The organism is Leptospira ilyithenensis (assembly GCF_004771005.1).
GTDB classification, from domain to species: Bacteria; Spirochaetota; Leptospiria; order Leptospirales; family Leptospiraceae; genus Leptospira_A; species Leptospira_A ilyithenensis.
On sequence record NZ_RQHV01000061.1, the window covers coordinates 128292 to 153701 of the forward strand.

At 37.3% G+C, this 25410-nt stretch carries 20 protein-coding genes; all 20 read left to right on the top strand.

All coding sequences use genetic code 11. The features are described 5' to 3' along the window. Positions 1 to 95 precede the first annotated feature (95 nt). The 20 genes from EHS11_RS13860 (at position 96) to EHS11_RS13950 (ending at position 25394) form a co-directional block, all read left to right on the top strand. Entirely contained in the window at positions 96 to 1637 is a 1542-nt protein-coding gene (locus tag EHS11_RS13860; protein ID WP_135765004.1) for a hypothetical protein, read from the top strand. A gap of 98 nt (positions 1638 to 1735) precedes the next feature. After that, positions 1736 to 1933 (top strand): hypothetical protein, encoded by a 198-nt coding sequence (locus EHS11_RS13865; RefSeq protein ID WP_135765005.1) that lies wholly within the window; start codon positions 1736 to 1738, stop codon positions 1931 to 1933. Continuing rightward, positions 1923 to 3554: a lipopolysaccharide biosynthesis protein RfbH gene (gene rfbH / locus EHS11_RS13870; protein ID WP_167884451.1), complete on the top strand. Its 1632-nt coding sequence runs from the start codon at positions 1923 to 1925 to the stop codon at positions 3552 to 3554. The genes EHS11_RS13865 and rfbH overlap by 11 nt, the downstream gene beginning before the upstream one ends. Before the next feature lie 27 nt (positions 3555 to 3581). Then, the gene (locus tag EHS11_RS13875; protein WP_135765006.1) at positions 3582 to 5411 is read left to right on the top strand and encodes a thiamine pyrophosphate-binding protein; all 1830 of its coding nucleotides are present in this window, start codon (positions 3582 to 3584) and stop codon (positions 5409 to 5411) included. A 6-nt stretch (positions 5412 to 5417) separates the two neighbouring features. Next, positions 5418 to 6308: an acetaldehyde dehydrogenase (acetylating) gene (locus EHS11_RS13880; protein ID WP_135765007.1), complete on the top strand. Its 891-nt coding sequence runs from the start codon at positions 5418 to 5420 to the stop codon at positions 6306 to 6308. A 3-nt stretch (positions 6309 to 6311) separates the two neighbouring features. Beyond that, positions 6312 to 7319 (top strand): 4-hydroxy-2-oxovalerate aldolase, encoded by a 1008-nt coding sequence (dmpG, locus tag EHS11_RS13885; RefSeq protein ID WP_135765008.1) that lies wholly within the window; start codon positions 6312 to 6314, stop codon positions 7317 to 7319. 10 nt (positions 7320 to 7329) lie between these two features. Continuing rightward, positions 7330 to 8373 (top strand): NAD-dependent epimerase/dehydratase family protein, encoded by a 1044-nt coding sequence (locus EHS11_RS13890; protein WP_135765009.1) that lies wholly within the window; start codon positions 7330 to 7332, stop codon positions 8371 to 8373. Positions 8374 to 8392: 19 nt separating this feature from the next. Further along, positions 8393 to 9430 (top strand): NAD-dependent epimerase/dehydratase family protein, encoded by a 1038-nt coding sequence (locus EHS11_RS13895; protein WP_135765010.1) that lies wholly within the window; start codon positions 8393 to 8395, stop codon positions 9428 to 9430. Next, positions 9409 to 10347, top strand: a complete 939-nt coding sequence (locus EHS11_RS13900) for a glycosyltransferase family 2 protein (RefSeq protein ID WP_135765011.1) — start codon at positions 9409 to 9411, stop codon at positions 10345 to 10347. Before EHS11_RS13895 ends, EHS11_RS13900 begins: the two co-directional genes overlap by 22 nt. A gap of 30 nt (positions 10348 to 10377) precedes the next feature. After that, a complete protein-coding gene (locus tag EHS11_RS19885; RefSeq protein WP_210413693.1) occupies positions 10378 to 12018 on the top strand; it encodes a hypothetical protein in 1641 nt (546 codons plus the stop codon). 2 nt (positions 12019 to 12020) lie between these two features. Further along, positions 12021 to 14099, top strand: a complete 2079-nt coding sequence (locus tag EHS11_RS13905; RefSeq protein WP_167884453.1) for a glycosyltransferase — start codon at positions 12021 to 12023, stop codon at positions 14097 to 14099. A gap of 28 nt (positions 14100 to 14127) precedes the next feature. Further along, positions 14128 to 16392, top strand: a complete 2265-nt coding sequence (locus EHS11_RS13910; protein WP_135765013.1) for a hypothetical protein — start codon at positions 14128 to 14130, stop codon at positions 16390 to 16392. 2 nt (positions 16393 to 16394) lie between these two features. Beyond that, positions 16395 to 17804, top strand: coding sequence for an MBOAT family O-acyltransferase (locus EHS11_RS13915; protein ID WP_135765014.1), 1410 nt, complete (start codon positions 16395 to 16397; stop codon positions 17802 to 17804). Between the two features lie 86 nt (positions 17805 to 17890). Beyond that, a complete protein-coding gene (locus EHS11_RS13920; protein ID WP_135765015.1) occupies positions 17891 to 19021 on the top strand; it encodes an alginate O-acetyltransferase AlgX-related protein in 1131 nt (376 codons plus the stop codon). 70 nt (positions 19022 to 19091) lie between these two features. Next, positions 19092 to 20057, top strand: coding sequence for a class I SAM-dependent methyltransferase (locus EHS11_RS13925; RefSeq protein ID WP_135765016.1), 966 nt, complete (start codon positions 19092 to 19094; stop codon positions 20055 to 20057). Positions 20058 to 20094: 37 nt separating this feature from the next. Beyond that, entirely contained in the window at positions 20095 to 21063 is a 969-nt protein-coding gene (locus tag EHS11_RS13930) for a glycosyltransferase family 2 protein (protein ID WP_135765017.1), read from the top strand. After that, positions 21050 to 21760, top strand: coding sequence for a methyltransferase domain-containing protein (locus tag EHS11_RS13935; protein WP_167884454.1), 711 nt, complete (start codon positions 21050 to 21052; stop codon positions 21758 to 21760). Before EHS11_RS13930 ends, EHS11_RS13935 begins: the two co-directional genes overlap by 14 nt. 42 nt (positions 21761 to 21802) lie before the next feature. Then, a complete protein-coding gene (locus EHS11_RS13940) occupies positions 21803 to 22642 on the top strand; it encodes a glycosyltransferase family 2 protein (RefSeq protein WP_135765019.1) in 840 nt (279 codons plus the stop codon). 46 nt (positions 22643 to 22688) lie between these two features. Continuing rightward, on the top strand, positions 22689 to 23537 hold the full coding sequence (locus EHS11_RS13945; RefSeq protein ID WP_135765020.1) for a hypothetical protein: 849 nt from the start codon (positions 22689 to 22691) through the stop codon (positions 23535 to 23537). A 15-nt stretch (positions 23538 to 23552) separates the two neighbouring features. Beyond that, positions 23553 to 25394: a glycosyltransferase family 2 protein gene (locus EHS11_RS13950; protein WP_135765021.1), complete on the top strand. Its 1842-nt coding sequence runs from the start codon at positions 23553 to 23555 to the stop codon at positions 25392 to 25394. Positions 25395 to 25410: the final 16 nt, after the last annotated feature.

Genomic DNA, 25410 nt, shown 5'->3' on the forward strand with positions numbered 1-25410 from the left:
AGTTCGGAATATTCCGGTCTTTGATTTTAATAAAAAGGTAAAATAACCAATTGTTTGTAAGTTCCATAATTAAGCTGAATTCGACTTATAATCTTATGTCAAAAATTTCCCATATTGTTTTAGGGATTTTGGTTATCAATAGTTGCATTCTCAACATTGAACAATCGTTATTTGCCAATGACAGCCATCATTGGGGTCTTATGCTTTCCAATGTGATTTCTCTGTCAAATGGTTATAAGCCTCACGAGGAATTCGTAATTCAATACGGATTGGGAACCACCTTTATTCAGTTATTGTTTTGTAAAATCTTCGGTTACGGTTATTTTTCATTAGGTGCGTCTACTTCGATATTTTATTTACTCCGGACTTTGGTTGTTTATAAATTTGCAAGGCTGATTATGAATCAATCCCAGTCTGCGTTTATCACTTCTTTGGTGATTGTTTTCTCATCTAGCATCTCTTATCCTTGGTCGGATCATTATTCGGGTTTCTTTCTTGCACTTTCCTTTTATTCTCTTTATAAGCGGAGAATGGTAATTTCTGCACTAAGCTTGCTTCTTTTATTTTTATGCAGATATACTTATTTCCCCTGTGTAATTGTTTTTCTTGTTCTTCTTCCATTTTTAATACATGATAAAAGAAATAAATTACGGTTTTATCTTAGTTTTTTGATCGGATCTTTGTGCTTCGTTTTGATAATGAAGCTGCATTACGGGTCGGATTTTTCCGCTATCTATGAAAACTATTTTAAAGTTTTAGCAAGGCACGGACATGTGCAGTCTTTCTTTTTCATTGAAGAAATGATTTTTAAGATGGTGTCCAGCTTTGGAGATATTAAGAATTTCGGAATGTTAGCGGTCGTTATTTCTTCCGTGACCTTTGTTTTCACTCGAAGATCCATTTCCATTTTGAAGCAAACTTATCTGGATCGGTTTTTTCTTTTTGTTTTTTTCGTTTCTTTGTCAATGATTTATTATTTGATCCATAATTTATATGAATCTTTTCGCGCCGTGAATATTCTCAGCATCTTTATGGTAATTTCTTTCCGGTTTTATTATAAGGATCTTCGGCAATTTTTCAGTTTTTTGTTTTGCAGATCTTTCCGTTCCATGGAAATTTCCTTTTCCTTATCAATTTTCTTTCGTTTGTTCCTTTCCGTTTTTTTGTTCGATCATATTTTTTATTCACTACGCGTTCACTCGGACATTCCCAGTCATACGGGAGTTTATAAGAGTATCATTCAAGCTTCGGAAGGGAATCGTTTCTCACGAGTTCACGGAGTCGATTTTTTTTATGATGAATTTGCTTTGAAATATGAAAAGATGGACAAGTTGGTTTGCAGAAAGGATTACTTGGTTTTGAATTATACCCCGGATTTTCTGATCAGCGGGCTCTGTGGAAAGGATACGAAAGTTTTGGATTTATTATTTGGCGATTTCGTAAAGCCTATGAATGAATCGGGATTTCATTCCTTTCATACGAAAAATATCGTAATGATTCGCCCGGATGCATTGGATTTGAGACAAAAACCTTATCTAACAAACCATTTTGAAATTGATTCCCCCATGAAGGACTTATATTGGCCGGAGAAGTCTTATCATATTTATACTTTCTCTCCGTCATATAATATCAAATAGGCGACATTCTGAAATACGAACACGAAGATCATATCTCTATCTGCAATTACCTTATATCGTATTGATTTAAATCCAAAAGGAACCTGAGAAAATTAAAAATGACCGAATTACGAAAATACATTTCCGTCGATACGAATCGGAATATTTCATTGAATATACCGATTGAATTCGGAAACGAAGTCGAAGTGATTGTTCGCCGGAAAGGCGATCCTGAATCTCTTGAAAAACAATCAAATACCGGATTTGTTTTGCAGTTAATAAATGATCCGAAAGAGGATGTTTGGAATGACTTATAATTCATATCTAGGAAAGATCTTTAAGATCGAATTTTCTTCTGACGATCTTTCTTCTTCCAAACATAGAGCCGCTCTTGCCGTTTCCGAAAAAAACGAATTTGGGGATATTCAATTTGTTTTTGTAACAAGCCGGAATACGGAAGGCAAGAATCTAATTGAAGTGAAACTTGAGGATTGTTTGAGTTCCTCGCTTCCGTTCACGGCATACATTCATTCGCAAAATTCGATTGTTATAAACGAGTCTTCCGTTCGTAAGGAGCTCGCAGAACTAAAACCTCAATTGATGGATCGGACCTTTCGTGAGATTATCAAGGGCAATACGATTTCTCATTTTAATTCTTATCATAAAAAAAATATAGATCAGCCGTTCGTTGAAGGTTCTTCCCGGGTATCTTATGCCGGCAGGGTTTTTGATGAAAAGGAAGTTGTCAACTTGGTCGATTCTTCCTTGGATTTTTGGCTTACTACCGGACGTTATGCGGAAGAATTTGAGAAAACTTTTTCCAAGTTTATAGGAACTCGTCATACTCTTTTGGTGAATTCCGGATCTTCCGCAAACTTAATTGCCTTTTCAGCGCTTACTTCACCTTCTCTGAAAGACCGCCAAATCAAAAAAGGGGACGAAGTGATCGGGGTTGCCGCCGGATTTCCGACTACAATCAATCCTATTTTACAGTATGGCGCGGTACCTGTGTTAGTAGATATTAGTCTGCCTACTTATAATATTGATGTGAATCTCTTGGAACAAGCTTTGTCCCCGAAAACCAAAGCCGTTATGATTGCTCATTCTTTGGGAAATCCGTTTGATTTGCAGACGGTAAAGGATTTTTGCACAAAACACAATCTTTGGTTAGTTGAAGACAACTGTGATGCGTTGGGAAGCCGCTATTACTATAACGGTGAGTGGAAATATACAGGAACGGTCGGAGATATTGCCACATCCAGTTTTTATCCTCCTCATCATATGACAATGGGAGAAGGTGGTGCTGTGTATATGCAAGGCAACCGTTTGAAAAAGATTGCCGAATCTTATCGGGATTGGGGGCGTGATTGTTGGTGCCCTTCCGGAAAAGACAATACATGCGGGAAACGTTTTAATTGGGAACTGGGAGAGTTGCCTCATGCTTATGATCATAAGTATATATATTCGCATCTGGGTTATAATTTAAAAGTTACTGATATGCAGGCTGCAATCGGCGTTGCACAGTTAAAAAAACTTCCCGATTTCATAAAAGCAAGGCGTAAGAATTGGCAAAGATTGAGAGACGGACTTGCCGATTTGGAAGAGTTCTTTGTTTTGCCTGAGCCTACAAGGAATTCGGAGCCCAGCTGGTTCGGATTTTTGCTTACAGTAAAAGACAATGCGAAGTTTTCCCGAAAGGAAATTGTAGAATACTTAGAGGAAAAACGCATTCAAACCAGAATGTTATTTGCAGGAAATTACCTAAGGCATCCGGTCTTTGACGAGTTTCGCGGAACAAGCGCTTATCGGGTTGCGGGCAGTTTGGAAAATACTGATCGGGTGATGAATCATACATTCTGGCTGGGAGTTTATCCGGGTATGAGCGATATGATCGTCGACTATATGATTGAAAAGATAAGAGAGTTTATCAAAAAATAAAAGATTCATTTTTATGAATGAGGATTTATGAAACGCAAAGTAAGCGATATTGTTGCAGATTATTTAGTTAGGAGAAAAATTCGCCATGTATTCGGAATCGTTGGTGCGGGAAACGCACATCTTTTCGATTCAATCGGGACAAAAGGCGAAACAGAGATCATTTGCGTCCATCATGAACAGACGGCTACTATGGCTATGCAAACTTATTTTAGAACATCCGGTGTTGTAACGGCTGCTATATTGACAACCGGAGGCGGCTCGACAAACGGTGTTACCGGGGTTGTGGGAGCCTGGATGGATTCGATTCCTGGAGTGGTGATTTCCGGAAATGAAAATTCCAAATTTACTACGGATGACAATCCGCTTCGCGCCTACGGAGTGCAAGGTTATGATTCGGTTGAAATGGTTCGAAAGGTTACCAAGTATGCCGCCCGCAGTTTGGATCCGTTGAAAGTTTTATATGAATTGGAGAAGGCATTTTATATCGCTACTTCGGGGAGACCGGGACCTTGTTGGATCGATATTCCCATGAACATTCAATCAACCGTTGTTGAAGAAGGTGATATGGTTTTGTTTGATCCGCAAGAAATGGAAGGAACGAAATTTTTCCAGACAAACAAAACACTCTCATCAGAGTGTTCTGGTATTTTAAATTCTCTTCGAAATGCAAAAAGACCTCTGTTATGGCTTGGTCATGGGATTAGATTGGCGAGTGCTGTGGATCAGGTTCCTAAATTATTAGAAGCTTTGAATGTACCTGCGCTTGTTTCCTGGACAGGCATAGACATGATTGACTCGGACCATCCTCTTGTATTCGGAAGAGCGGGTGTGTACGGCCAAAGATCTGCAAATTTTGTTTTACAAAATGCGGATTATATTCTAACGATCGGAACAAGACTTGCTATCCCTCAAGTAGGTTACGATATCACAGAGCTCGCACGTGAGGCAGAAATCGCAGTTGTAGATATTGATCATGACGAGTTGAAAAAATACAAACAAAGATTTAAAACTTTAGTACAATGCGATGCAGGTTTGTTTATCAATGAATTGTTAGATCAGGTTGGAAAAGAAAAACTTCCTTTGAAAAAAGATTGGTTGGATCAGTGTCGGGGATTTCAATCGAAATACCCTTGGATCGGACCGGAACATAATGACACTGATTTTATCAACTCATACCGCTTTATGGATAAGTTGATCGGTTTTACCAAAAAAGATCAGATCGTTGTAACGGATATGGGAACCGCTTTATTAAGCGGCCATCAGGTTTTGAAGTTCAAATCGGGACAACGTTTGATGACATCGCAAGGTTTGGGAGAAATGGGGTTCGGGCTTCCCGGTGCCATCGGTGCTTCTTTCGCTCGGGATAAGGGAGAAGTTCTCTGTCTCAATTGTGATGGGGGAATGATGATGAATTTGCAAGAACTGCAAACAATTGTTCACCATAAACTCCCTATCAAAATCATTATTTTTAATAATGACGGTTATTTGATGATCAAACATACTCAAAACGCCTTATTTTCTGGAAGAAAGATCGCTACCGACCGAAAGAGTGGTGTTAGTTGCCCTGATTTCGGTTCATTGGCAAAAGCATTCGGGATGCCTTCCTTTCAGATACGTACTTGGGAAGATATGGAAACCGTTATTCCGAAATTCCAGGATCTCGCAGAACCGGCGATATGTGAAGTATTTATGCATCCGGAGCAGTTGTTTCTTCCGAAATTATCTTTAGCATCCAGAGAAGACGGAACACTTGTTTCTCCTCCGCTGGAGGATTTGAGTCCGCTTCTTTCCCGAGAGGAGCTCGGAAAAACAATGATAATACCGATTCATGAAAAGTCAAAACAGCTAAAACCATAATTCATAATGAATTCAACCGGAAAGAAACTAAAAATAGCTATTATAGGCAGCGGAAATATCGGAACTGATTTGCTCATTAAGGCAATTCATTCGGAATACCTCGAATGTTCTTTGTTTATCGGTAGGGATTTTAAATCCGCAGGATTAGCCAAAGCGATTAGTCTGGGCATCAAGGTTTCCGATCGGAGTATCAAAGCAATTGAGGAAAATCCCGACGTTTGTGATCTGGTATTCGATGCAACTTCCGCAAAAAACCATGAGGCCCATTGGGATATACTTAAGAAGCTTGGAAAACCGGTAATCGATATGACTCCTGCAAAGTTAGGTGCTATTTGCGTGCCTTCCGAAAATTTGCAAGAAGCTTCTCTCTCGGATAATATAAATATGATCACCTGCGGCGGCCAGGCATCCATTCCTATTGCATGTGCCATAAGAAGAGCTCATGCCAGTGAGCAACTTGATTATGTGGAGGTCGTCTCAAGTATTGCATCCAGAAGTGCCGGGCCTGCGACTAGGGCGAACATTGACGAATATGTCGAGACAACTGAAAAAGCGATCTGCCAGTTTTCCGGTAGTAAAAAATCGAAAGCAATATTGATTTTAAATCCTGCAGTTCCATGTATTGATATGCAAACATCTGTTACTGTAAAATTGGAAAAAGTAAATTTGGAACTTCTTAAAAAGGAAGTGGATGCTACAATTGCAAAAATTCAAAAATACGTTCCCGGATATAGTTTACTTCTCCCTCCTACATTTGAAAACGGAAGGGTCATTGTAACCGTCAAGGTGCAGGGAAACGGAGATTACCTTCCGAAATATGCAGGCAACTTGGATATCATCAATTGCGCGGCCATCTCGGTAGCTGAAGAGTTTTCGAAGAGAAAGTTTGGGGTTTAAGTAATGAGTAAAAAAGTATTAATCAGCGATCCGACATTAAGGGACGGAAACCATGCAATTGCTCATAAACTAACACCCGAGCAGGTGGCGAAATATGCAAAAGCTGCCGAAGCTGCCAAAGTTCCCATTGTCGAAGTAGGTCATGGAAACGGCATTGGAGCAAGTTCGTTTCAAGTTGGTTTGGCGGTTGCTGCTGATTACGATTTATTGAAAGCGGCAAGAGACAATCTGTCCGATTCCAAATTGGGAATTCATTCCATTCCCGGATTTTCCACAATCAAAAGGGACATTCAAAATGCAATTGATGTCGGTGTCGATGTTTTCCGTATTGCCTGCCACTGCACTGAAGCTGATATAACGGAAAAACATATAGGCTACTTGCGGGAAAAAGGAAAAACCGTTCATGGCGTTCTGATGATGAGTCATATGGCTTCCCCCGAAGTTCTTGCAGAAGAAGCCGCCAAGATGGAGTTATACGGTGCTGAGGCAGTTGTTTTTATGGATAGTGCCGGAGCTTATCTTCCACAGGATGTTTCGGAAAGAGTTGCCAAACTCGTTAGCAACTTGCGCATACCCGTGGGATTTCATGGCCATAATAACCTGGGTATGGCAGTGGCAAATACGGTCGCTGCAGTAGAAAGCGGCGCTTCCATCGTAGACGGTACTGTAAGAGGTTTTGGTGCCGGCGCAGGTAATACTCAATTAGAGGTGTTAGTTGCTGTTTTGGAAAAGCTGGGATATGATACGGGAATCGATTTGTATCGAATCTTGGATGCTGCTGATCTTGCGGAAAAAGAATTTATCCCGGTCGTACCTTTCGTTTCCTCTACTAGCGTAGTGAGCGGGCTTTCAGGAGTTTTTTCCGGATTTATCAAACATGTAAATCGGGTAGCTCTTGAATTCGGAGTTGATCCGAGAGATGTTTTTTTTGAGTTGGGAAAGCGAAAAGCGGTTGCCGGGCAAGAAGATATGATCGTTGAAGTGGCTGTCGCGTTGTCTCGTAAAAAATAGGAAAACTATCATGAGTAAAGAAAAACTAACAAGAGAGGATAGTGAAATATTATTAAATCATTACCAGACGGAGAGATTTTCCAAAATTCATAACTCGACGGTATTGATTACAGGGAGCGGTTTTTTCGCCCTTTGGTTGCTTGAAATTTTAACTTTATTGAATGATAAGTTTAATGCGAATATTCGAATTATTGTAATATCGAGAAACTTAAAATCGTTAAAGTCGGAAGCTCCGCAGTTTTTGACTAGAAAGGATATTATTTTTTTTGAAAAGGATATCAGACAAATAAGCGATTTGAATCAGGATATCGAATGGATCATCAATACGGTAGGCGACACAAATACTAGAAACCATGCGACTGATCCGGTTGGTACGATTGACTCAATTGTAAACGGTGCCAAAAACCTATTCGATCATTCGATTCGATTGGATAATATCAAGAAGATACTTCATCTCAGTTCGGGACTAGTGAATGGAAACACGGAAGGATCACAGGCATTAAAGGAATCGGATCTGGGAATTGTCGATTTTACTTTATCATCAAACTGTTATGTGGAAGCCAAAAGGTTTTCAGAAACCCTTTGCGCATCCTACCGAAGTGAATTTCGATTGCCGATTGTAATCGCCCGCCCGTTTGCATTTATCGGACCTTATCAATCGTTGGACAGCCCGTTTGCGCTGAATAATTTTTTGCGAGACGGTATGTCCGGGAATTTGATACGTGTGTTAGGTGATGGTGAAACGATTCGAAGTTATCTTTATGGCGCCGATGCAGCGTTTTTAGTTCTGAAGGTTTTAACTGAAGGCGAGCCCGGTTCCATATTCAATATCGGAAGTGAGGAAGGAATCAAAATTAAAGATCTCGCCGGTCGGATAGCAGGCAATTTCGGAAACCAGTCCAAGGTCGAATTGAATTACTTCGGATACAAAACGAATTATTCCGTACTTGTTCCCGATCTTTCTTTCGTAAAAAGAAAACTTGGATTTTCTCCCTATTTTACCCTGGAAGATTCTTTAAAGAGAACTATCGGATGGCATTCCCATCCGGCTTAGTGATTAAGTATCCTTTGTTATGAACCTATCCATCAGCAAGGAAGATCTGGATCATATTTTGAAGTATACTGATTTTCAAAAGTATAGAAATAAAAAGATCTTCATTACGGGCGGAACCGGCTTCTTTGGCAAATGGTTGCTCGAATCCTTATGTTATGCGAATGACAAACTCGCCCTGAATTGTCAAGTGTTGGCTTTGTCCCGTAATCCGAAAAAATTTTTGGACGCCAATGTTCATTTCAAACAATACGATAACCTCGGATTTCGAAAAGGTGACATTCTGGATTTCGAATTTCCGAAGGAAAAGTTTGATTTTATCATTCATGGCGCCACTGAAGCGAACGTGACAATGAACGTGGACAATCCGTCGTTGATGTTGGACACTATAGTTGATGGCACAAAAAGAATATTAGAATTTTCTAAAATATCCGGAATTTCACGATTGTTATTTCTTTCTTCCGGAGCGGTGTACGGTAAAAGATATTTTTCGGAAGGTCCGGTCGCGGAGGAAAATGTATCAGCTCCGGCAACTTCCGATCCTGCCGCAGCTTACGGAGAAGGCAAAAGAATTGCGGAACTTCTATGTTTCATTCATTGTAGAAATACTCATATTGATCTTTCCATTGCGAGATGTTTTGCTTTTTTCGGTCCTCATTTGCCCTTGGATAGTCACTTTGCATTTGGAAATTTTATTAAAAATATTCTTTCCGGAGAAAATATTCTTATAAAAGGAGATGGATCTCCTTATCGTTCTTATATGTATGCGGCGGATTTGGCTATTTGGTTATTTACTATTTTAACGGAGGCGAAATCGGGTTCGGTATATAATGTAGGCTCGGATGTTCCGATTTCCATCGGTGATCTGGCGGAAAAAATATCCATGCACGCAGAACAACCGTTATCGGTTGAAATTGCTAAGAAAAAGGATCCTTCGTCCGATCCCGAAATCTATGTTCCTTTGGTTGAGAAGGCCAAACGGGAACTGTCACTCAATGTTTTTATAAATTTGGAAGAAGGCATTAAGAAAACCCTCGAATGGCAAAAAAAAAGAAATTAATCAGTATTGTTACTCCTTGTTATAATGAAGAAGGCAATGTAGAGGAACTTTATAAACAGGTAAAGGCACTCTTTCTCAAATCGGATTATAAATACGAGCATATATTTATAGACAACGCTTCGAAAGATGCGACTCCGAAGATCTTGAGAGATTTAGCTTCTAAAGATAAGAATGTAAAAGTAATCTTGAACGCGCGGAATTTCGGACATATCCGTTCGCCTTATTATGCTTATTTGCAAGCAAAGGGGGATGCTGTGATTTCGATAGTTTCCGATTTGCAGGATCCACCCGAGCTGATTTCCGAGTTTCTTCAAAAATGGGAAGAGGGATTTAAGATCGTAGTAGGAGTTAAGATAGAGAGTGAAGAGTCAAAATTGTTTTTCTTAATAAGAAAATTATATTATACTTTAATAACCAAACTTTCCGATACGAATTTGATCAAAAATTTTACAGGCTTCGGACTTTACGACAAGAGAATCATAGAGATTCTCCGAAAGATTGAAGATCCTTATCCTTATTTTAGAGGTCTGATCTGCGATATCGGCTTTGATATATTTCAAATTCCTTATCATCAACCTTTGAGAAAGAGAGGATTCACAAAGAATAATTTTTATACTTTATACGATATCGCAATGCTTGGAATTACCAATCATTCTAAAATTCCTCTGAGACTGGCAGCTTTTTTGGGATTTTTATTGTCGGGAGTGAGTTTGTTTTTGGCAATTGCACAGTTGTTTTTAAAGGTTTTCCTTTGGAACAATTACACATTGGGAATTCCCACTTTGGCAATCGGCCTTTTTTTCTTTTCTTCGGTTCAGCTTTTTTTTATAGGAATTTTAGGAGAATACATCGGATCCATTCATACGCAAGTATTAAAACGACCTCTTGTCATTGAAAAGGAAAGAATAAACTTTTGATTCCGAAGAGGAATGTGAATCCCATATAATATGCAATACTATTGTACTTTATTTAATTCCAAATACGCATCCAGAGGTTTGGCGATGCTCAAATCTTTGGATGAGAATTCTAAAGATTATAAGATTTATGTTTTTGCTTTTGACGATGAAACATTTCTTCTATTGAAAAGCTTGAATTTGCCGAACGTAATCCCCGTATCCTTATCCGAATTTGAAGACGATGAATTAAAGAAGATAAAACAGGAACGTACTTTTCAGGAATACTGTTGGACCTGCACTTCTTTTTCCATACTCTACGCGATTACGAAATTCAATCTTCCGCAGATTACATATTTGGATGCCGATCTTTTGTTCTTTTCCGATCCGGAAACGCTTCTTCATGAGATGAAGGATCAGTCCGTTTTAATTACGGAACATAGGTATACCGAAAAATACGATCAATCGAAAACAAGCGGTCTCTACTGTATACAATTCTTATCTTTTAAGAATGATGAGTACGGATTGGAAGCACTTCGGTGGTGGAAAAACAGATGTGCTGAATGGTGTTATGCGAGACATGAAGACGGAAAGTTCGGAGACCAGAAATATCTGGATGACTGGACAACCAGATTTAAAAATGTTCATGTTCTTCGACATCTGGGAGGAGGGCTTGCTCCTTGGAATGCACAACAGTATGATTTGTTTTATGAAAATGATCGGTTGCAAGGACAGGAGATTTCTACCGGGATTCAATTTCCAGTAGTCTTTTATCATTTTCATGATTTCAAATTTCCTGAAATCGGTGCTTGGGGACATTCCGGTGATTATTATCTGAAGTTCGACGTTTATCAATTGATTTATAAAAAATATCTTCTGAAGTTATTGGAACTTAATTCCCTTTGTAAAAATATAAATTCCGATTTGATCAAACTTCCGAAAAAAGTTTCAGCATACGAATGGGAAAAATTGTTTTTGCCAAAATTGGATAGGACTGATAGAGATCACTTCCGCGCCATCTATAAAAACAATCATTCATTTTATGATTTGGATGATTCGTTCGATCAAATGGATTCTTCCGCAATTCTAAAATTAATTCAATATGATTTCAGACTGGAACAAAGTTATAATGATTATGGAAAGATTCGGGAATTTGTTTCCGAACCTGGCGAATTGAATGATTTACTGAATCAGAATACAGTAAGAACCGTTTTGTATCTTAAAAAAGAATCGGGCTTCGATTGGGAAAATTATATATTTCAAAATGTATCCTGTTCTCGTGATATGGCAGCTTTCGATATAAGATTTGCAATAGGTGAAGATCTGAATGGTTTTCTTTGGATGCCTATGTGGAAGAGTTCCTGTGTTTTGAACATCCGGGAAATCGTTTATGAAAGTAATTCGGAAGTAGAACGGATTCCGCTGAAACCGAATCATACGAACGGGATAACAAAAGAGAGCGGTTTGTATTTTTTTCATACTCATCCTACTCTTCAGTGGGAATCATTGCAACTTACCAAAGGATACATAAGGATCTCCGGTGAATGGAGGGTTTTGAATTCTTGGGAAGCGTATCAGGGAATACAGGAATTATTGGATTCCGATCGCAAACAAAATGGATTTTTCAGTATAAACCCTTTCCCTTTTCTTTGGTTAACATCAGTTCGTATTTTTCGAAGAATCAAAAGTTGGTAGTAATGCCTTTATTTTCCATTATCTCCGTCAGTTTTAATAACAAGGAGGGTTTGAAAAAAACTCTCAAAAGTCTGGAAAGGCAAAGGTGCAGAGACTTTGAAGTAATCATTGTGGACGGAGGATCTTCCGACGGCACCGGAGATTTTGTAAACGGGGTGATGGCTCCTTATATCAAATTCATCTCCGAAAAAGACGACGGTATTTATGACGCGCAAAACAAGGGAATAAGACTTTCATCGGGAGATTACCTGTTATTTTTAAATGCCGGTGACAGCTTTGAAAATGATCATGTGCTCCAAAGAATCAAGGATTCCTCGAAATCCGAGGACATTTTGTACGGTAACATCCTGATGATCGATAGGGCCAAAAACAGGATCGATGTCAAGTATCCAGATCATATATCCTATGAATATTGGTATCGTGAAAAGTATCTTTGTCACCAAGCTGTGTTTTTTCACAAAAGGATTTTTGAAAATTACGGTCTTTACGATTTAAAATATCGATTTGCAGCAGACTTTGATTTACTTCAAAGAGTTTGGTTCCGTCCGGGAATTACGAAGAAACATGTAGATACGGTGGTGGTCATTTATGATTTGGAAGGAGTAAGTGCCAAAAAGGAAAATGAGATCATTATAATTAACGAATATAAGACGATACAAAAAAAATACCATCCGTTTTTACTTTATCTTTTTTATTCATCTTTATACGATCCCAAGGTTTCCTTCTCAGTCCGATTTTATTTTAATCGGATGCTTTATTTAATAACAAAACCGTTTGTTGTCTTTGTTTATATTCTTAAAAGAATTTTGATCCGAAATGACAAAAAATTATACGAGAGTTTATCTATAGATAAAAATATAAAACCTTTTATTTTACATCTTTCCACTTCGGACAATTCGGGGGGAGCCGCAAAAGCTGCCTTTAATATTCATAAAGGTCTGATCAGGAAAGGTCAAAATTCTTTGATGCTGGTTTCTAAACGTGATTCGGATGAAGAGACCGTTGTTCTGGCGAAGGAGAGCAGCGGATTCGGGTTTTTAATCGATTCGATCGTTCATTTCATAAGAAACAGAAAATATAAAAAGGCTGTTTTTAAGAAAGAAGTAATGCATTCTTTTCAGAATTATTCCTTCCTGGATATAAAGCTGATATTGGATGTATTGAAACCGGATATAGTTCATTTGCATTGGATAGGAAATAATTTTATCGGTATTGAAGCGCTTTCCGAGATCAAGGTTCCTATCGTTTGGACCATGCATGATATGTGGCCATTTTTAGGTGCCGAACATGTCTGCTTCGACGAAGCATATAAAACGGGATATGCAAAAGATAATGTCAACTTTTCCGTTTGGGAAAGAAAAAGGAAAGTCTATTCGAGTTTGAAAATTTTTCCTGTTGGTGTTAGTCGGTGGATTGCAGGGATTGCGAGGGAAAGTCTTTTATTTTCCGAATTTCCAGTCAATGTAGTTCCCAATATCCTTCGGACGGAAATTTTTTCCCCAAGGGATTCTGCAGCTTCCCGTGATATTTTACGTCTTCCTTCCGAAAAAAGTTTACTGTTATTCGGTTCCGATTACAGAGACGGCAACAAAGGGTATTATATTATCGAAGAGTTGATCAAAAAATACGAAGAAGAAAGAAATGAAAATATTTCCTTCGTCGTTTTCGGTTCCGCTCCGATTGAATTAAAAACAAAATATGTAGATATCATTCATCTTGGCTATCTTAAATCCGCGGAAGACCTTGCTGTCATGTATTCCTCTGTTGATATAACACTTGTTCCGTCCAAGATAGAGTCTTTTTGTCTTACTGCCGCCGAATCGATTTCCTGCGGTACTCCTGTGGTTTCTTTTGATACTTCCGGATTAAAGGATATAGTTATGAACGGAGTTTCGGGATACAGAAGTCTTTGCTTTGACAAGGATGATTTTAAGAAAAATGTAGATAATGTCCTTTTGGAACAAAAAAGTGCAAAGTATAAAAGAGAAGAGTTATACCAATGGATAAAGAATCATTTTGCGGAAGAGAAGGTCGTTTCCGACTATATCGAACTATATAGCTCAATTCTAAGTAAACGTTGATATTGATTTTTTAAAGGATATTCATATTATGTTGTTTTCATTTTTCTTATTTTTGAATTTAGTTTTGCCGTATCTTTTTATAAGGAGAGTCGGCCAGATATCCGTAGAAAAAGTTTTATCCGTATTGATATTTTTCTGGTTTAATATCATACTGACCGGTTATATCACTTCCTTGTTCGGATTGCTCGGCAATCTTTATGCATACTTGTCCGTATCAGCCTTGCTTACTGCGATCTATATTGTATTTGTAATTCGCAAATACAGTCCAGAATTTCAATCGGATAGTTTTGGAAAAAAATACAGACTAGTCATTGTTTTGTGCATCGGTTCTTTTTTATGTTTGGTAATTGCAAATATATTTTTAGCATATTATTTTCTACCTAATAATCCGGATTCTGAAGCATATCGATTGGTTCGCACGTTTTTGTATGTTAATAGCGGAAATCTTTTGCATACCGCAAACGGGATCGATCCCAGAGTAATTTTTTATCCTTTGAGCGGGCCTTTGAGCCATGTTCCCTTCGTATTGTTTCAAATGGATGTTCATTGGCTGCATTTTTTTACAATGGGCGCATGGGCAATTTCCTACCTTGTGGTTTATTATTTTGCAAGAAACTTGGATTCAAGTATCTTCTCCGCTCATCTTGCGGCACTTATGGGAGTTAGTTCCGGTTTGATGTTCTGCATCGCCACTGCAGGAAACGATGAAGTTATGGCAGGCGTACCGATGGTACTTGCCGTCGCTTTTTTTCTCAAATGGATAAAAACAAACCAACCGTTTTTCTTTATCAGCTTTTCGCTTTCTGTTTTGATTTCGGTCACTATTAAAGAACATTATGTTTTTCTAATGCCTATTCTAGGTCTTGGATTTTTATATTCCCTGACAAAACTCAAAATCCGGGATTATCTTTTCCATTTGAAATCGAATAAAATCAAATATTCTTTCCTGTCATTTTTTCTTTTACTCGCAGTAACGATTCATTCCATTCTGAATTATATTTCTATTGGAAAGTTTTCGAGTGATTTGAGCAAAGCTATCATCAATAGCCAGATGAGCATTCATATGGGTTTTCAGAATTTTTATCTTTTTCTGGTCCAGTTAACATTTGCTAATCTGCCTGATTTTCTATATTTAAAAAAAATGGATGTTAGGTTGGAAACTTATACTTTAATTAAGGAGAAGTTATCGTTTCTGGTTTCTTGGATTGATTTAAATCCGACTTATTTCTCACCTTATGATCCGTTTAAGGGATTGTTTTTGATTCCTGAAGCCATTTTTCGTATGGAAACGACTGTTTGGTTGGGTTTTGTTCCGGTTTTTCTCATATATATATTGTTTCAGTTCACCGAGCTCAAAGCATGGAGAACGAGAATTTATCCTTGGTTGATTCTTACTTTTTTTTCCTGGATTTTTACTTTCGCATTCCTAATTAAATTTCAATACACTGTACAAACCTATTTTACTTATTCTTTCTTGTTTGCTATGCCTGCGGTTGCAAAGGCGATCGACTTGCATCATTCCTTACCGAGACTAAAGAGAAATATTTTCCGAACATTTTTAATCTTCGTGATCATCACCAATATTTACCAATGTATGGTGATTTTTAAAGATAATATCCGGAGAAGTTTGGTTCGTGCTATCGTTACCAATTTCGATAGGAACGCTGATTCCGATCCGAGCCCTGACTTGAAGATGTTCATGAAAGATTTGAAAAATGTAAATCTTGTTTATACGCATTGGGAAATGCCTTACCTCAAGCTAATCGGATTGAATACCAGTCCCAGATATTCAACTTCCAATTATTTGAATCTGAAAGATGGTGTTACCAATCTCATATTCAGCAATGCAAATAATTATTATATGAATCTCGGTTTGAAATTAAAATCTAAAACGACTCCGGGAATTGAAAAAAAAGGAAATCTTGGAGGAGGTGAGATCGAATATATCTTTTGTAAAAGCAATATACCTGAGGACAAATGCGGAGGGAAATATGTTTTGTTGTTTTACTCATTCACAACCGCATCTGAGAAGTATCATTTCAACGTTACTTTTCCATCAGTAGGAGAAAATCCGGAAGACGGGCTTTTGTATCATTTTGCTTTTGAGAAAGAAAACGGGAGTCCTGTTGTAAAAGGAACTTGGCGGTCTTTGTATGAATCGGGTACTGAGATCGTTTTTCCTGTCACCGATGAAACCGTACTTATGAATATTAAAGTTCGTAAAAAGAATTCGGATGAGTTATTGTATCAATATAAATTTCCGGTTAATAAACCTTATCAATTTAAATTATAAGCATGGTTTTCAGTTCAATCGTATTTCTACTTTTATTTCTGCCTCTAGTCATATCCTTCTATTTTTTAGTAAGAAGAGAATATCAGAATTCCGTTCTGATATCTTTCAGTTTGCTATTTTATTTTTGGGGGGAGTCATACTATTTGATTATACTCGTCGCATCCGTTGTCTTCAATTATCTTATCGGTATTTTTTTAGAAGAAAGAAAATCAAAGCCGATTTTGTTTTTCGGAATATTTATCAATCTATCTGCGATTGCTTATTTCAAATATTATAATTTTTTCCTACAAAATCTATTTCAGTTTTCAGGTGAGAAAATCGATCTTCTTGAGATTCATTTGCCGATAGGCATTTCTTTTTTTACATTTCAAATGATTTCCTACCTGATTGATATTTATAGAGGTCAGGTACATGCTCAATTTAAATTTTCCAGATTTTTATTGTATATTAGCTTTTTCCCGCAGCTGATAGCCGGCCCTATTGTTCGCTATATTGATATTCAGAGAGATTTGATTTCCAGAAAAATCAAATGGACCGATGTCGATGTAGGCCTAAAGAGATTCATCCTTGGTCTTGCTAAAAAAGTGTTAATTGCGAATCCTGCTGCGTTTGTTGCGGATAAAATATTTGCATTGCCTTCGACGGATTTGAATACTCCGCTTGCTTGGTTAGCCGTCCTGTCTTATACCATTCAGATTTATTATGATTTTTCCGGCTATTCGGACATGGCGATCGGGCTCGGGAGATTGTTTGGCTTTCATTTTATAGAAAATTTTAATCTTCCTTATTCGGCCAATTCCATTCAGGATTTTTGGAGAAGATGGCATATTTCACTCTCCACTTGGTTTCGGGACTATGTTTACGTACCTTTGGGTGGGAATCGGGTTTCCCAACATAGACTTGTTATGAATCTTCTGGTTGTTTTTTTTCTAACAGGTTTATGGCACGGTGCCAGTTGGAATTTTATCATCTGGGGTTTGTTACACGGATTTTTTCTTTTGGCTGAAAGATATTTTCTATCTGATATTTTGAAAAAAATTCCTTACTTCTTGGGAAATATTTATACAATTCTTACTGTAATGGTTGCTTGGGTGTTCTTCCGTGTGGAAGGTCTGAGGCCTGCACTGCACGTAGTCAAATTGTTGTTTAGTTTTAGGTTGGAAGATACTGTCTATCATCCCGGATTGTATATCAATTCGTTGTATCTTGTTTCTATCTTTTTTGGAATCGTTTTTTCATATCCGATAAAGAGAATCATCGGAATTCTTTTTGAAAGATTATTTGCTTCTTACGATCGATTTCCGAATTTATATTATATTACAAAATCCTTTGCAGTCATATTGCTGCTGGTTTTGTCTATTTTGAATCTTGCGGGAAGCACATACAATCCGTTCATTTATTTTAGATTCTGAAGTCCATATATAGAAAGAGAAATAGTGTAGATTATAATGCGTAATAAAAGTTTATGTGATATACAGTGGGCAAGTAAGTTATTTGTATGATACGTTCGAGTCTTTCAAAATTTTTCTCCGTATTGACTCTTGTCATTATTCTTGCACCCTTTTATTTGTTTTTATTCAACGTTTCCGATAATGATTTGAGCGAGAATCGCCTGTTAAGCGAGAGACCGGTCTTGAAAACCGTTTCCGAGCTTCCTGATTATCTTAGAAAATTCGATACTTTTTTTTCCGATAATTTTCCGTTTCGTGCAAAAGCGATCTTTGCATTGAGCTATATAAAATATTTTGTTTTTGGGGTATCGGCACACCAGGATATCGTAATCGGCAAAAACAATATGATGTATTATTTTACCAAAAGTAGCGGGGATACGATCGGTGATTACAGAGGTATCAATTACTTTACCCGAGAAGAGTTGAAAACAATAGAAACAAATATTCTTGAAAGGATGAATTTGTTTAAAAAGTTGAATATAGATTTTTATTTGGTATTTACTCCGAATAAAGAATCAATTTATCCGGAGTTTGTTCCTGATTACGTAAGAAAATATAAAAATAGGAATCGCTTCGATCAATTGGTTGAACATCTGAAAAAGAACAAAGAGATTCCTTTTCTTTCTCTGAAAGAAAATCTATTGCTCGAAAAATCAAATCACACTAACCTCTATTATTATTATGATACTCATTGGAATCCTTTGGGAGCTTATTTCGGCTATAAGGGTATCGTTGACTTTTTGCAAAAAGATTATCCAAGCATTTTAATTCGTCCTATTTCCGATTTTGAAATAAAAGAAGTTTCTGCAAGCGGGGATTTGGCAGGTATGATAGGACTTGGCGGAACCTTATTCGAACAATCGGTAAGCCTTATGCCTACTTTTAAAAAGAAAGCAAAACCCGGAAACAATATTGAACCGCATAACTTTGAATATGATACTGAAGAGAAAACATTCCCGAATGCGTATTTTTTCTGTGATTCCTTTGTAGTCTACGGCCCTAGAGACTTATTGGCCGAGAGTTTTCATAAATCTTATTTTATTTGGCATGGTTTGCCGCATAATTCCGATAAGATATCGTTTTCGGAAATCGACATTTTTGTTTTTGAATTATCTGAAAGATATATTGATATGTTAAGAATCCCTGTTAAGAATCCGTCCAAACCGTGGGTTTTATAGAAATTATTTTTTTGATTTAAAATCTCGGGCTTTTTATATTTTAGATTTTTATTTATAAGGACAAACAAGTATGTCGGATGCCTATATCAATTGGAAAAATTCTTTAAAGACAAACAATGGAATTTTCCTGATCTCCGAAGACAGGAGATTTACTCATGACGAATCCGAATATGAAGCTGATATGGATTTTTCCACTCTCACTCACGGATACGGTGTGATTCAATTAATGAAATCTCTTGGCTGCGATATAAATGGTCCTGCTATAGAGATTGGTGCAGGAAACGGTCTGATATCGGTCAGTCTTGCGGAAGCTCATGGTTTTTCCGATTTTATGGTCACAGATGCTTCTTCTGTATTTGTGGAAATTTGCCGCAACAATGTTGAAAAATACGCAAAAACTAAGTCTAACGTTAGTTATGGTATTTTCAACGGTGATGATTTGAAGGACTTGCCGGACAATGTTTACTCATTGGTTTGTATGGCAAATGCTTTGCACCATATTGAGTATTTTGAAGAATTTGTAACATTAGTTTCCGCAAAATTGAAAATAGGTGGCGCCTTTGTTTGCCAAGAACCGATTTCCGACGGCTTTTTGATGTTGGGTGTTTTAGCAAAAGCTTATCTTGTATTTTCTAAGAAACTTAGCAAACGACTGATCGAAAAGTTGGAAGAATTATCACTTACCATGTCCAATTCAAACCGACGGGATATGAATAAATCTCATTTGGAAGACAAACATATTTTTAATATCTATGAATTACAACAGCTTGCATCTAAAACAGGTATGAGGTTATTGGTTTATCCGAATATGGGTTTAGAGGCGTTTGCAGACGGACTCAATGAAACAAAATCAAAACAAGAATCTTTTTCCGAAATGTCAAAAGGATATATTCAGCATTGTTTGAATTGGGATCAGGATTTGAAAGATGAAGTTTTTTCAAAATTTGATGAGTTATTCAAATTTATCGATATTGCTTGCGGCGGTGGTTACTATCCGCCAGTGTCAGGTTCTTTTTGTATGGTTAAAGAAAGATAATAAGGTTATCTCGAAATTTATTTTTAAGGAAAAATGAGTGAAGACTACTGATAGATTGGCAATTTTACTTCCCGCCTATAATGAAGAATTAACGATCCGTGATACTATTTTGGATTTTTATAGAAAATTTCCGAAAGCTTTGATTGTTGTAATTAATAATAATTCAAAAGATAAAACTGAATCTATTGCGGCTGCTACGTTTAAAGAGTTCAAAGTGAACGGAAAGATTATAAATGAAACAAGACAAGGAAAGGCTTTTGCCGTTCGAACTGCTTTTCATGAAATCGAAGCGGATATTTACGTGATGTCGGATGCGGATTGTACTTATCAGGCATCCGATTTGAATCATTTGATCGATTCTCTTGTCAATGAATCCGCGGATATGATCGTCGGCGACAGACATCATAACGGCGCTTACAAAAACGAAAATAAACGCAAGTTCCACTACTTGGGAAATATGTTGGTGAAATGGTTTATCAATACTTTATTCCAATCGAAATTGAACGATATCATGTCGGGTTATCGTGTATTTAACAGAAAGTTCGTTAAGACATATCCTATCCTGTGCAAAGGTTTCGAATTGGAAACCGAAATGACCTTACATGCTTTGGACAAAGGTTTTAAAGTAAAGGAAGAGAGAATAGTTTATAAAGACAGACCAACTGGTAGTTTTTCCAAATTGAATACATTTAAAGACGGAATCAAAGTATTGAAAACGATTATTTGGATTTTTAAGTTTTACAAACCTTTTCATTTTTTCGGTTATTTATCCTTATCGTTGTTTTTTGCAGGTTTATTTTCCGCCTATCCGGTGTTTAAGGATTATTATTTGGAAAAATACATATATCATATCCCTCTTGCTATTCTTGCGACCGGTCTTATGATTACTTCTTTGATTTCGTTATCAATCGGACTGATTCTGGATACAAGCTCCCGATTTCATAAATTTGATTTTGAGTTGTATCTGTTGAACTACAAGGATGATAAAGGCGATGGCCGTAAATAAAGACTCGTCTTACTTCCGGTTTAACTCTTTGGGACTTTCTTCACTTGCGGAAAGATCCTTGAAATTGGTCCGACAAAGAATTTACAATCAATTTGCTGCAATTGCAAATGTGACCGAAAAAATCAAAGTATTGGATGTTGGTGTTTCCGCACAAGATCATCCTTCGTCCAATTTTTTTGAACAATATTTTCCCTATAAAAACAACATCACAGCCTTAGGTCTTGGCGATTTCAAGGAACTGGAAAAGATTTACCCGGGATTAACCTATGTTAAAGGGGATGGGCGGATTTTACCTTTTTCCGACAAGAGTTTTGATTGGGTCTTCTCACATGCGGTGATCGAACATGTTGGAAATTCTTCAAATCAGGAAGCATTTATTGCCGAGCTGATTCGTGTTTCTAAAAAAGGAGTGTTTTTGACATCACCCAATCGTTTGCATCCTTTGGAGTTTCATACGGGACTTCCGCTGTTTCATTATTTCCCTAAAGCATTGCATTTGAAGATTTATAAGATATTGGGACAAAGTTTTTATTGTACGGAAGAAAATTTAAATCTTTTATTTCCTTCCGATTTCAAGGATCGGATCGACGCAGCCTTCCGATTGATAGGAGTCTCTGAGTCGGCGGTTGTAAAAAGAAATTTTGCATATTGGCTCGGATTACCATCTAATACGCTTTATTCGATCATATTGACTTGAACAATCGGAGTCTGCTGATTTCATTGCAATTGCCGATTTTTTATGCCTAAACTTTCCGTTATAACAATCAATTTTAATAATAAAGACGGTCTTTTGAAGACAATCGAATCCGTTCGCTCTCAAACCTGGAGAGACTTCGAACATCTCATTATTGACGGTGGTTCCAAAGACGGGTCGTTGGATCTGATTTTGAAATTTCAGGATGGGTTTTCCTTTTGGGTAAGTGAGAAAGACAAGGGAATATACGATGCTCAGAACAAAGGAATTTTAAATTCAAAAAGTGAGTATTGTCTTTTTTTGAATTCCGGAGATTTTCTGGTAAACAGTTCTGTATTTGAAAAAGTTTTTGAGGCGAGTCCGGATTCTGATATTATTTACGGTGATATGTTAGTCGATCATGGAAATGGCAGGATTGACTATGGAAGAAGCCCTGCCCAGCTTACATTGCCTTTTTTAGCTTATGGAGTTCTTTGGCACTGCGCTACCATGATACGACGCAGCTTGTTTGATACGTACGGACTTTATGATTTATCTTATAAGATAATTGCCGATATTGATTTTTTTCTGAAAGCAATCGGAGTAGGAAATGCGAGCTTTACTTATGTTCCGGTTGCAATCAGTCAGTTTAACACCGAAGGATTCGGCTCGAATCCAAATAATGCTCCTCTATTGGAAGAAGAGAGGGTAAGAAGTAGAAAGCAACATTTGTCTCCACTTACAATTTCTCTGATTGAGAGATTTATCAAGATGGAAAATGATTTGTTCGTTTTTTCTCTTCTGAGATTACCTCAGCTAATGAATATTTTTCGGAATATAAAGTGGGTTCGAGCGATCGGGCTTTATTTTCTTAGATTGATCCGCTCTTTCGGATTGATCGACTAGAAGACATCCATTGGCAGCTAATAATGATAAGATTTTATTTTAAATTATGAAAATTCTTTGTTATATCAATCATTACTTCGGTCATAACCGATACTTTACGGGCCAATCTTCTCTCCCTTTAAACACAAGTGCGGATGAAATTGCCATGAGAGCTGGTTTACGGAAAAAGAATTTGGAAGATTGCATCGGGCAGTTGAAAAAACTCGGTGATATTGATATTAAAGTCTGCGGGATGGGCAATAATTCTTTGATACCGCTTGATCTTGATTTTTCTTCCGTTCAAAAAAATCCGATATTTTTGGTTTACGAAAGTTTGTCGAAGATGGCTGATTCTTCGGATAACTACGACTATTTTATCAATATCGAAGATGATATTTTTCTACCGAAAGAAACATTTCAGCATATAGTGGATTTTGACAAAGACTCTCTTGTCAATGAGGTGATTCTTCCGAATCGATTGGAGAAAGATCCACAAGGAAACGAGTATTGTGTGGATTGGTCTGCTTTGCCGGGTTGGACCCAACAAAATAAACAGATCCAAGGTAAATCGTTTCGAGTTGCTTTGAATCCTCATTCAGGGTTGTTGATCTTATCAAAGGAAAAATTTAAATTTACCATCTCCTTGATTGATCGAAACTTTCGCGGAATTACAGTGGGGACGGGAATGGAGTCTGCTTTTGCTTATTTTCATTCGCCGTTCGCTTTATTCCGATGTGAAGATATAAGCTATCATAATATTTATCATTTGGATAAATGGATGAATGTGATTCACAAAACAACCTTGCCCTTTAAAGAAAACATGATCTTATTTATAAAAATTCTGATCAAAGATATGACTCCTCCTTTTCTTTTCCGATCGGTAAAATTTCTGATCGGTAAAATTCTTCGCAAATAAACCAAATCATTGTCTATGCAATTATTATCATATACGAAATCAATCTATCACCTCTATTCCCGACTGGGAGGGAAACGCTTTTTGTTCCTAGTCCGATCCAAAGTATTGAAGTTCTTCTTTGAGAAAAAGAGGACTGATATTAACCTGTTTCCCGAAACGATCGGAAATGCGGAATATGCTCTTTGGTTACGGAAGTATTTCCCAAGAGAGTCCGATTGTGAAGGTATGAAAGATGTATGTAAAATACTTTCATACAAACCTTTGGTATCGATTATTACTCCGGTTTACAACCCTCCGATTCCGTTTTTTAAGGCAGCCATTGATTCCGTTCTCGCGCAAGTTTACGAAAATTGGGAATTGTGTTTGGCTGACGATGCGTCTACGGATACCGAGATCAAAAATATAATAGAAACCTATAGAAAAAAAGATTCCAGAATCAAAGTCATTTATAGAAACAAAAACGGCCATATTTCGGATGCATCCAATTCCGCATTGTCTATCGCAAAAGGCGAGTTTGTCGCTCTATTGGATCAGGACGATCTTTTGACCAAAGATGCTTTGTTTCAAAATATTCTTGCATTAAATAAAAACCGTTCCATCGACATGATTTATTCAGATGAAGATAAAATTACGGAAGATGGAAAATTATTCAGTCCTTTCTTCAAACCGGATTGGTCGCAGGAATCATATTTATCCCGTAACTATACCTGTCATTTTTCGTTGTATCGTAAAAAAATTATAGATCGGATCAAAGGATTTCGAAAAGGTCTGGAAGGAAGCCAGGATTATGATCTGATGCTTCGTTTTTCGGAAAAGACCGATCGGATCTATCATATTCCGAAGATATTATACCATTGGAGAACTCATATCAATTCGACTTCTCTCAATGCAGGTGCAAAATCTTATGCAGCCGTTGCAGGAGAGAGGGCACTTGTCGAGGCTTTGGAAAGACGTAAGGAAAAAGGAATTGTTGAACCTGTTCCCGGTTATGCGGGAAACTTCAATATTAGGTATTCACTAAAGAATAATCCCAAGGTATCAATTGTCATCCCAAGTAGAAATCAAAGCGCTTTTTTGGAAAAATGTCTGAACTCGATATTTGCCAAATCAAGTTATCAAAATATCGAAGTAGTTTTAGTGGATAACGGAACCGATGAAAAGAAGGCGATCAGTCTTATTCATCATTGGAAAGAAAAGGAGCCGGATCGTTTTCTTTGGCTAGAGTATGATATCCCGTTTAATTTTTCGAAATTGATCAACTATGGATGTGAAAATGCAAGCGGCGAATACTTGATTATTTTAAATAACGATACTGAAATCATTTCTCCCGATTGGGTTGAATCGTTACTCAGCCAGGCACAAAGAGAAAAGACCGGTGCCGTGGGATGTATGCTTCTTTACTCCGATGAAACAATTCAACACGCGGGAGTGATTTTGGGAGTAGGTGGGATTGCCAATCATTCAATGTTAGGTGAATATTGCGAATCGACGAAACATTATTGTTATTTGAAATTAACGAATAATGTTTCTGCAGTTACCGGTGCTTGTTTTATGATCAGCAAAAAGAAGTTTAAAAAAGTCGGCGGTTTGGATGAAAATTTTGCCGTTTCCTATAATGATATAGATTTTTGTTTAAAACTGGGAAAATTAGGTTATAGGAATTTATATCTTCCTTATGTTCGGATTTTCCATTATGAATCAAAATCAAGAGGCTCGGATGTCAGTCCTGAAAAGAAAATCCGCTTGGAGCGGGAATCGAAAATGATGGAAGAGAAATGGAAGGAAGTGATAGATAAAGATCCTTATTATAATCCGAACCTTTCAAGATCCAAGTTTGATTTCAGTTTGAATGTTTAAGCCATAGGCTGGTTTC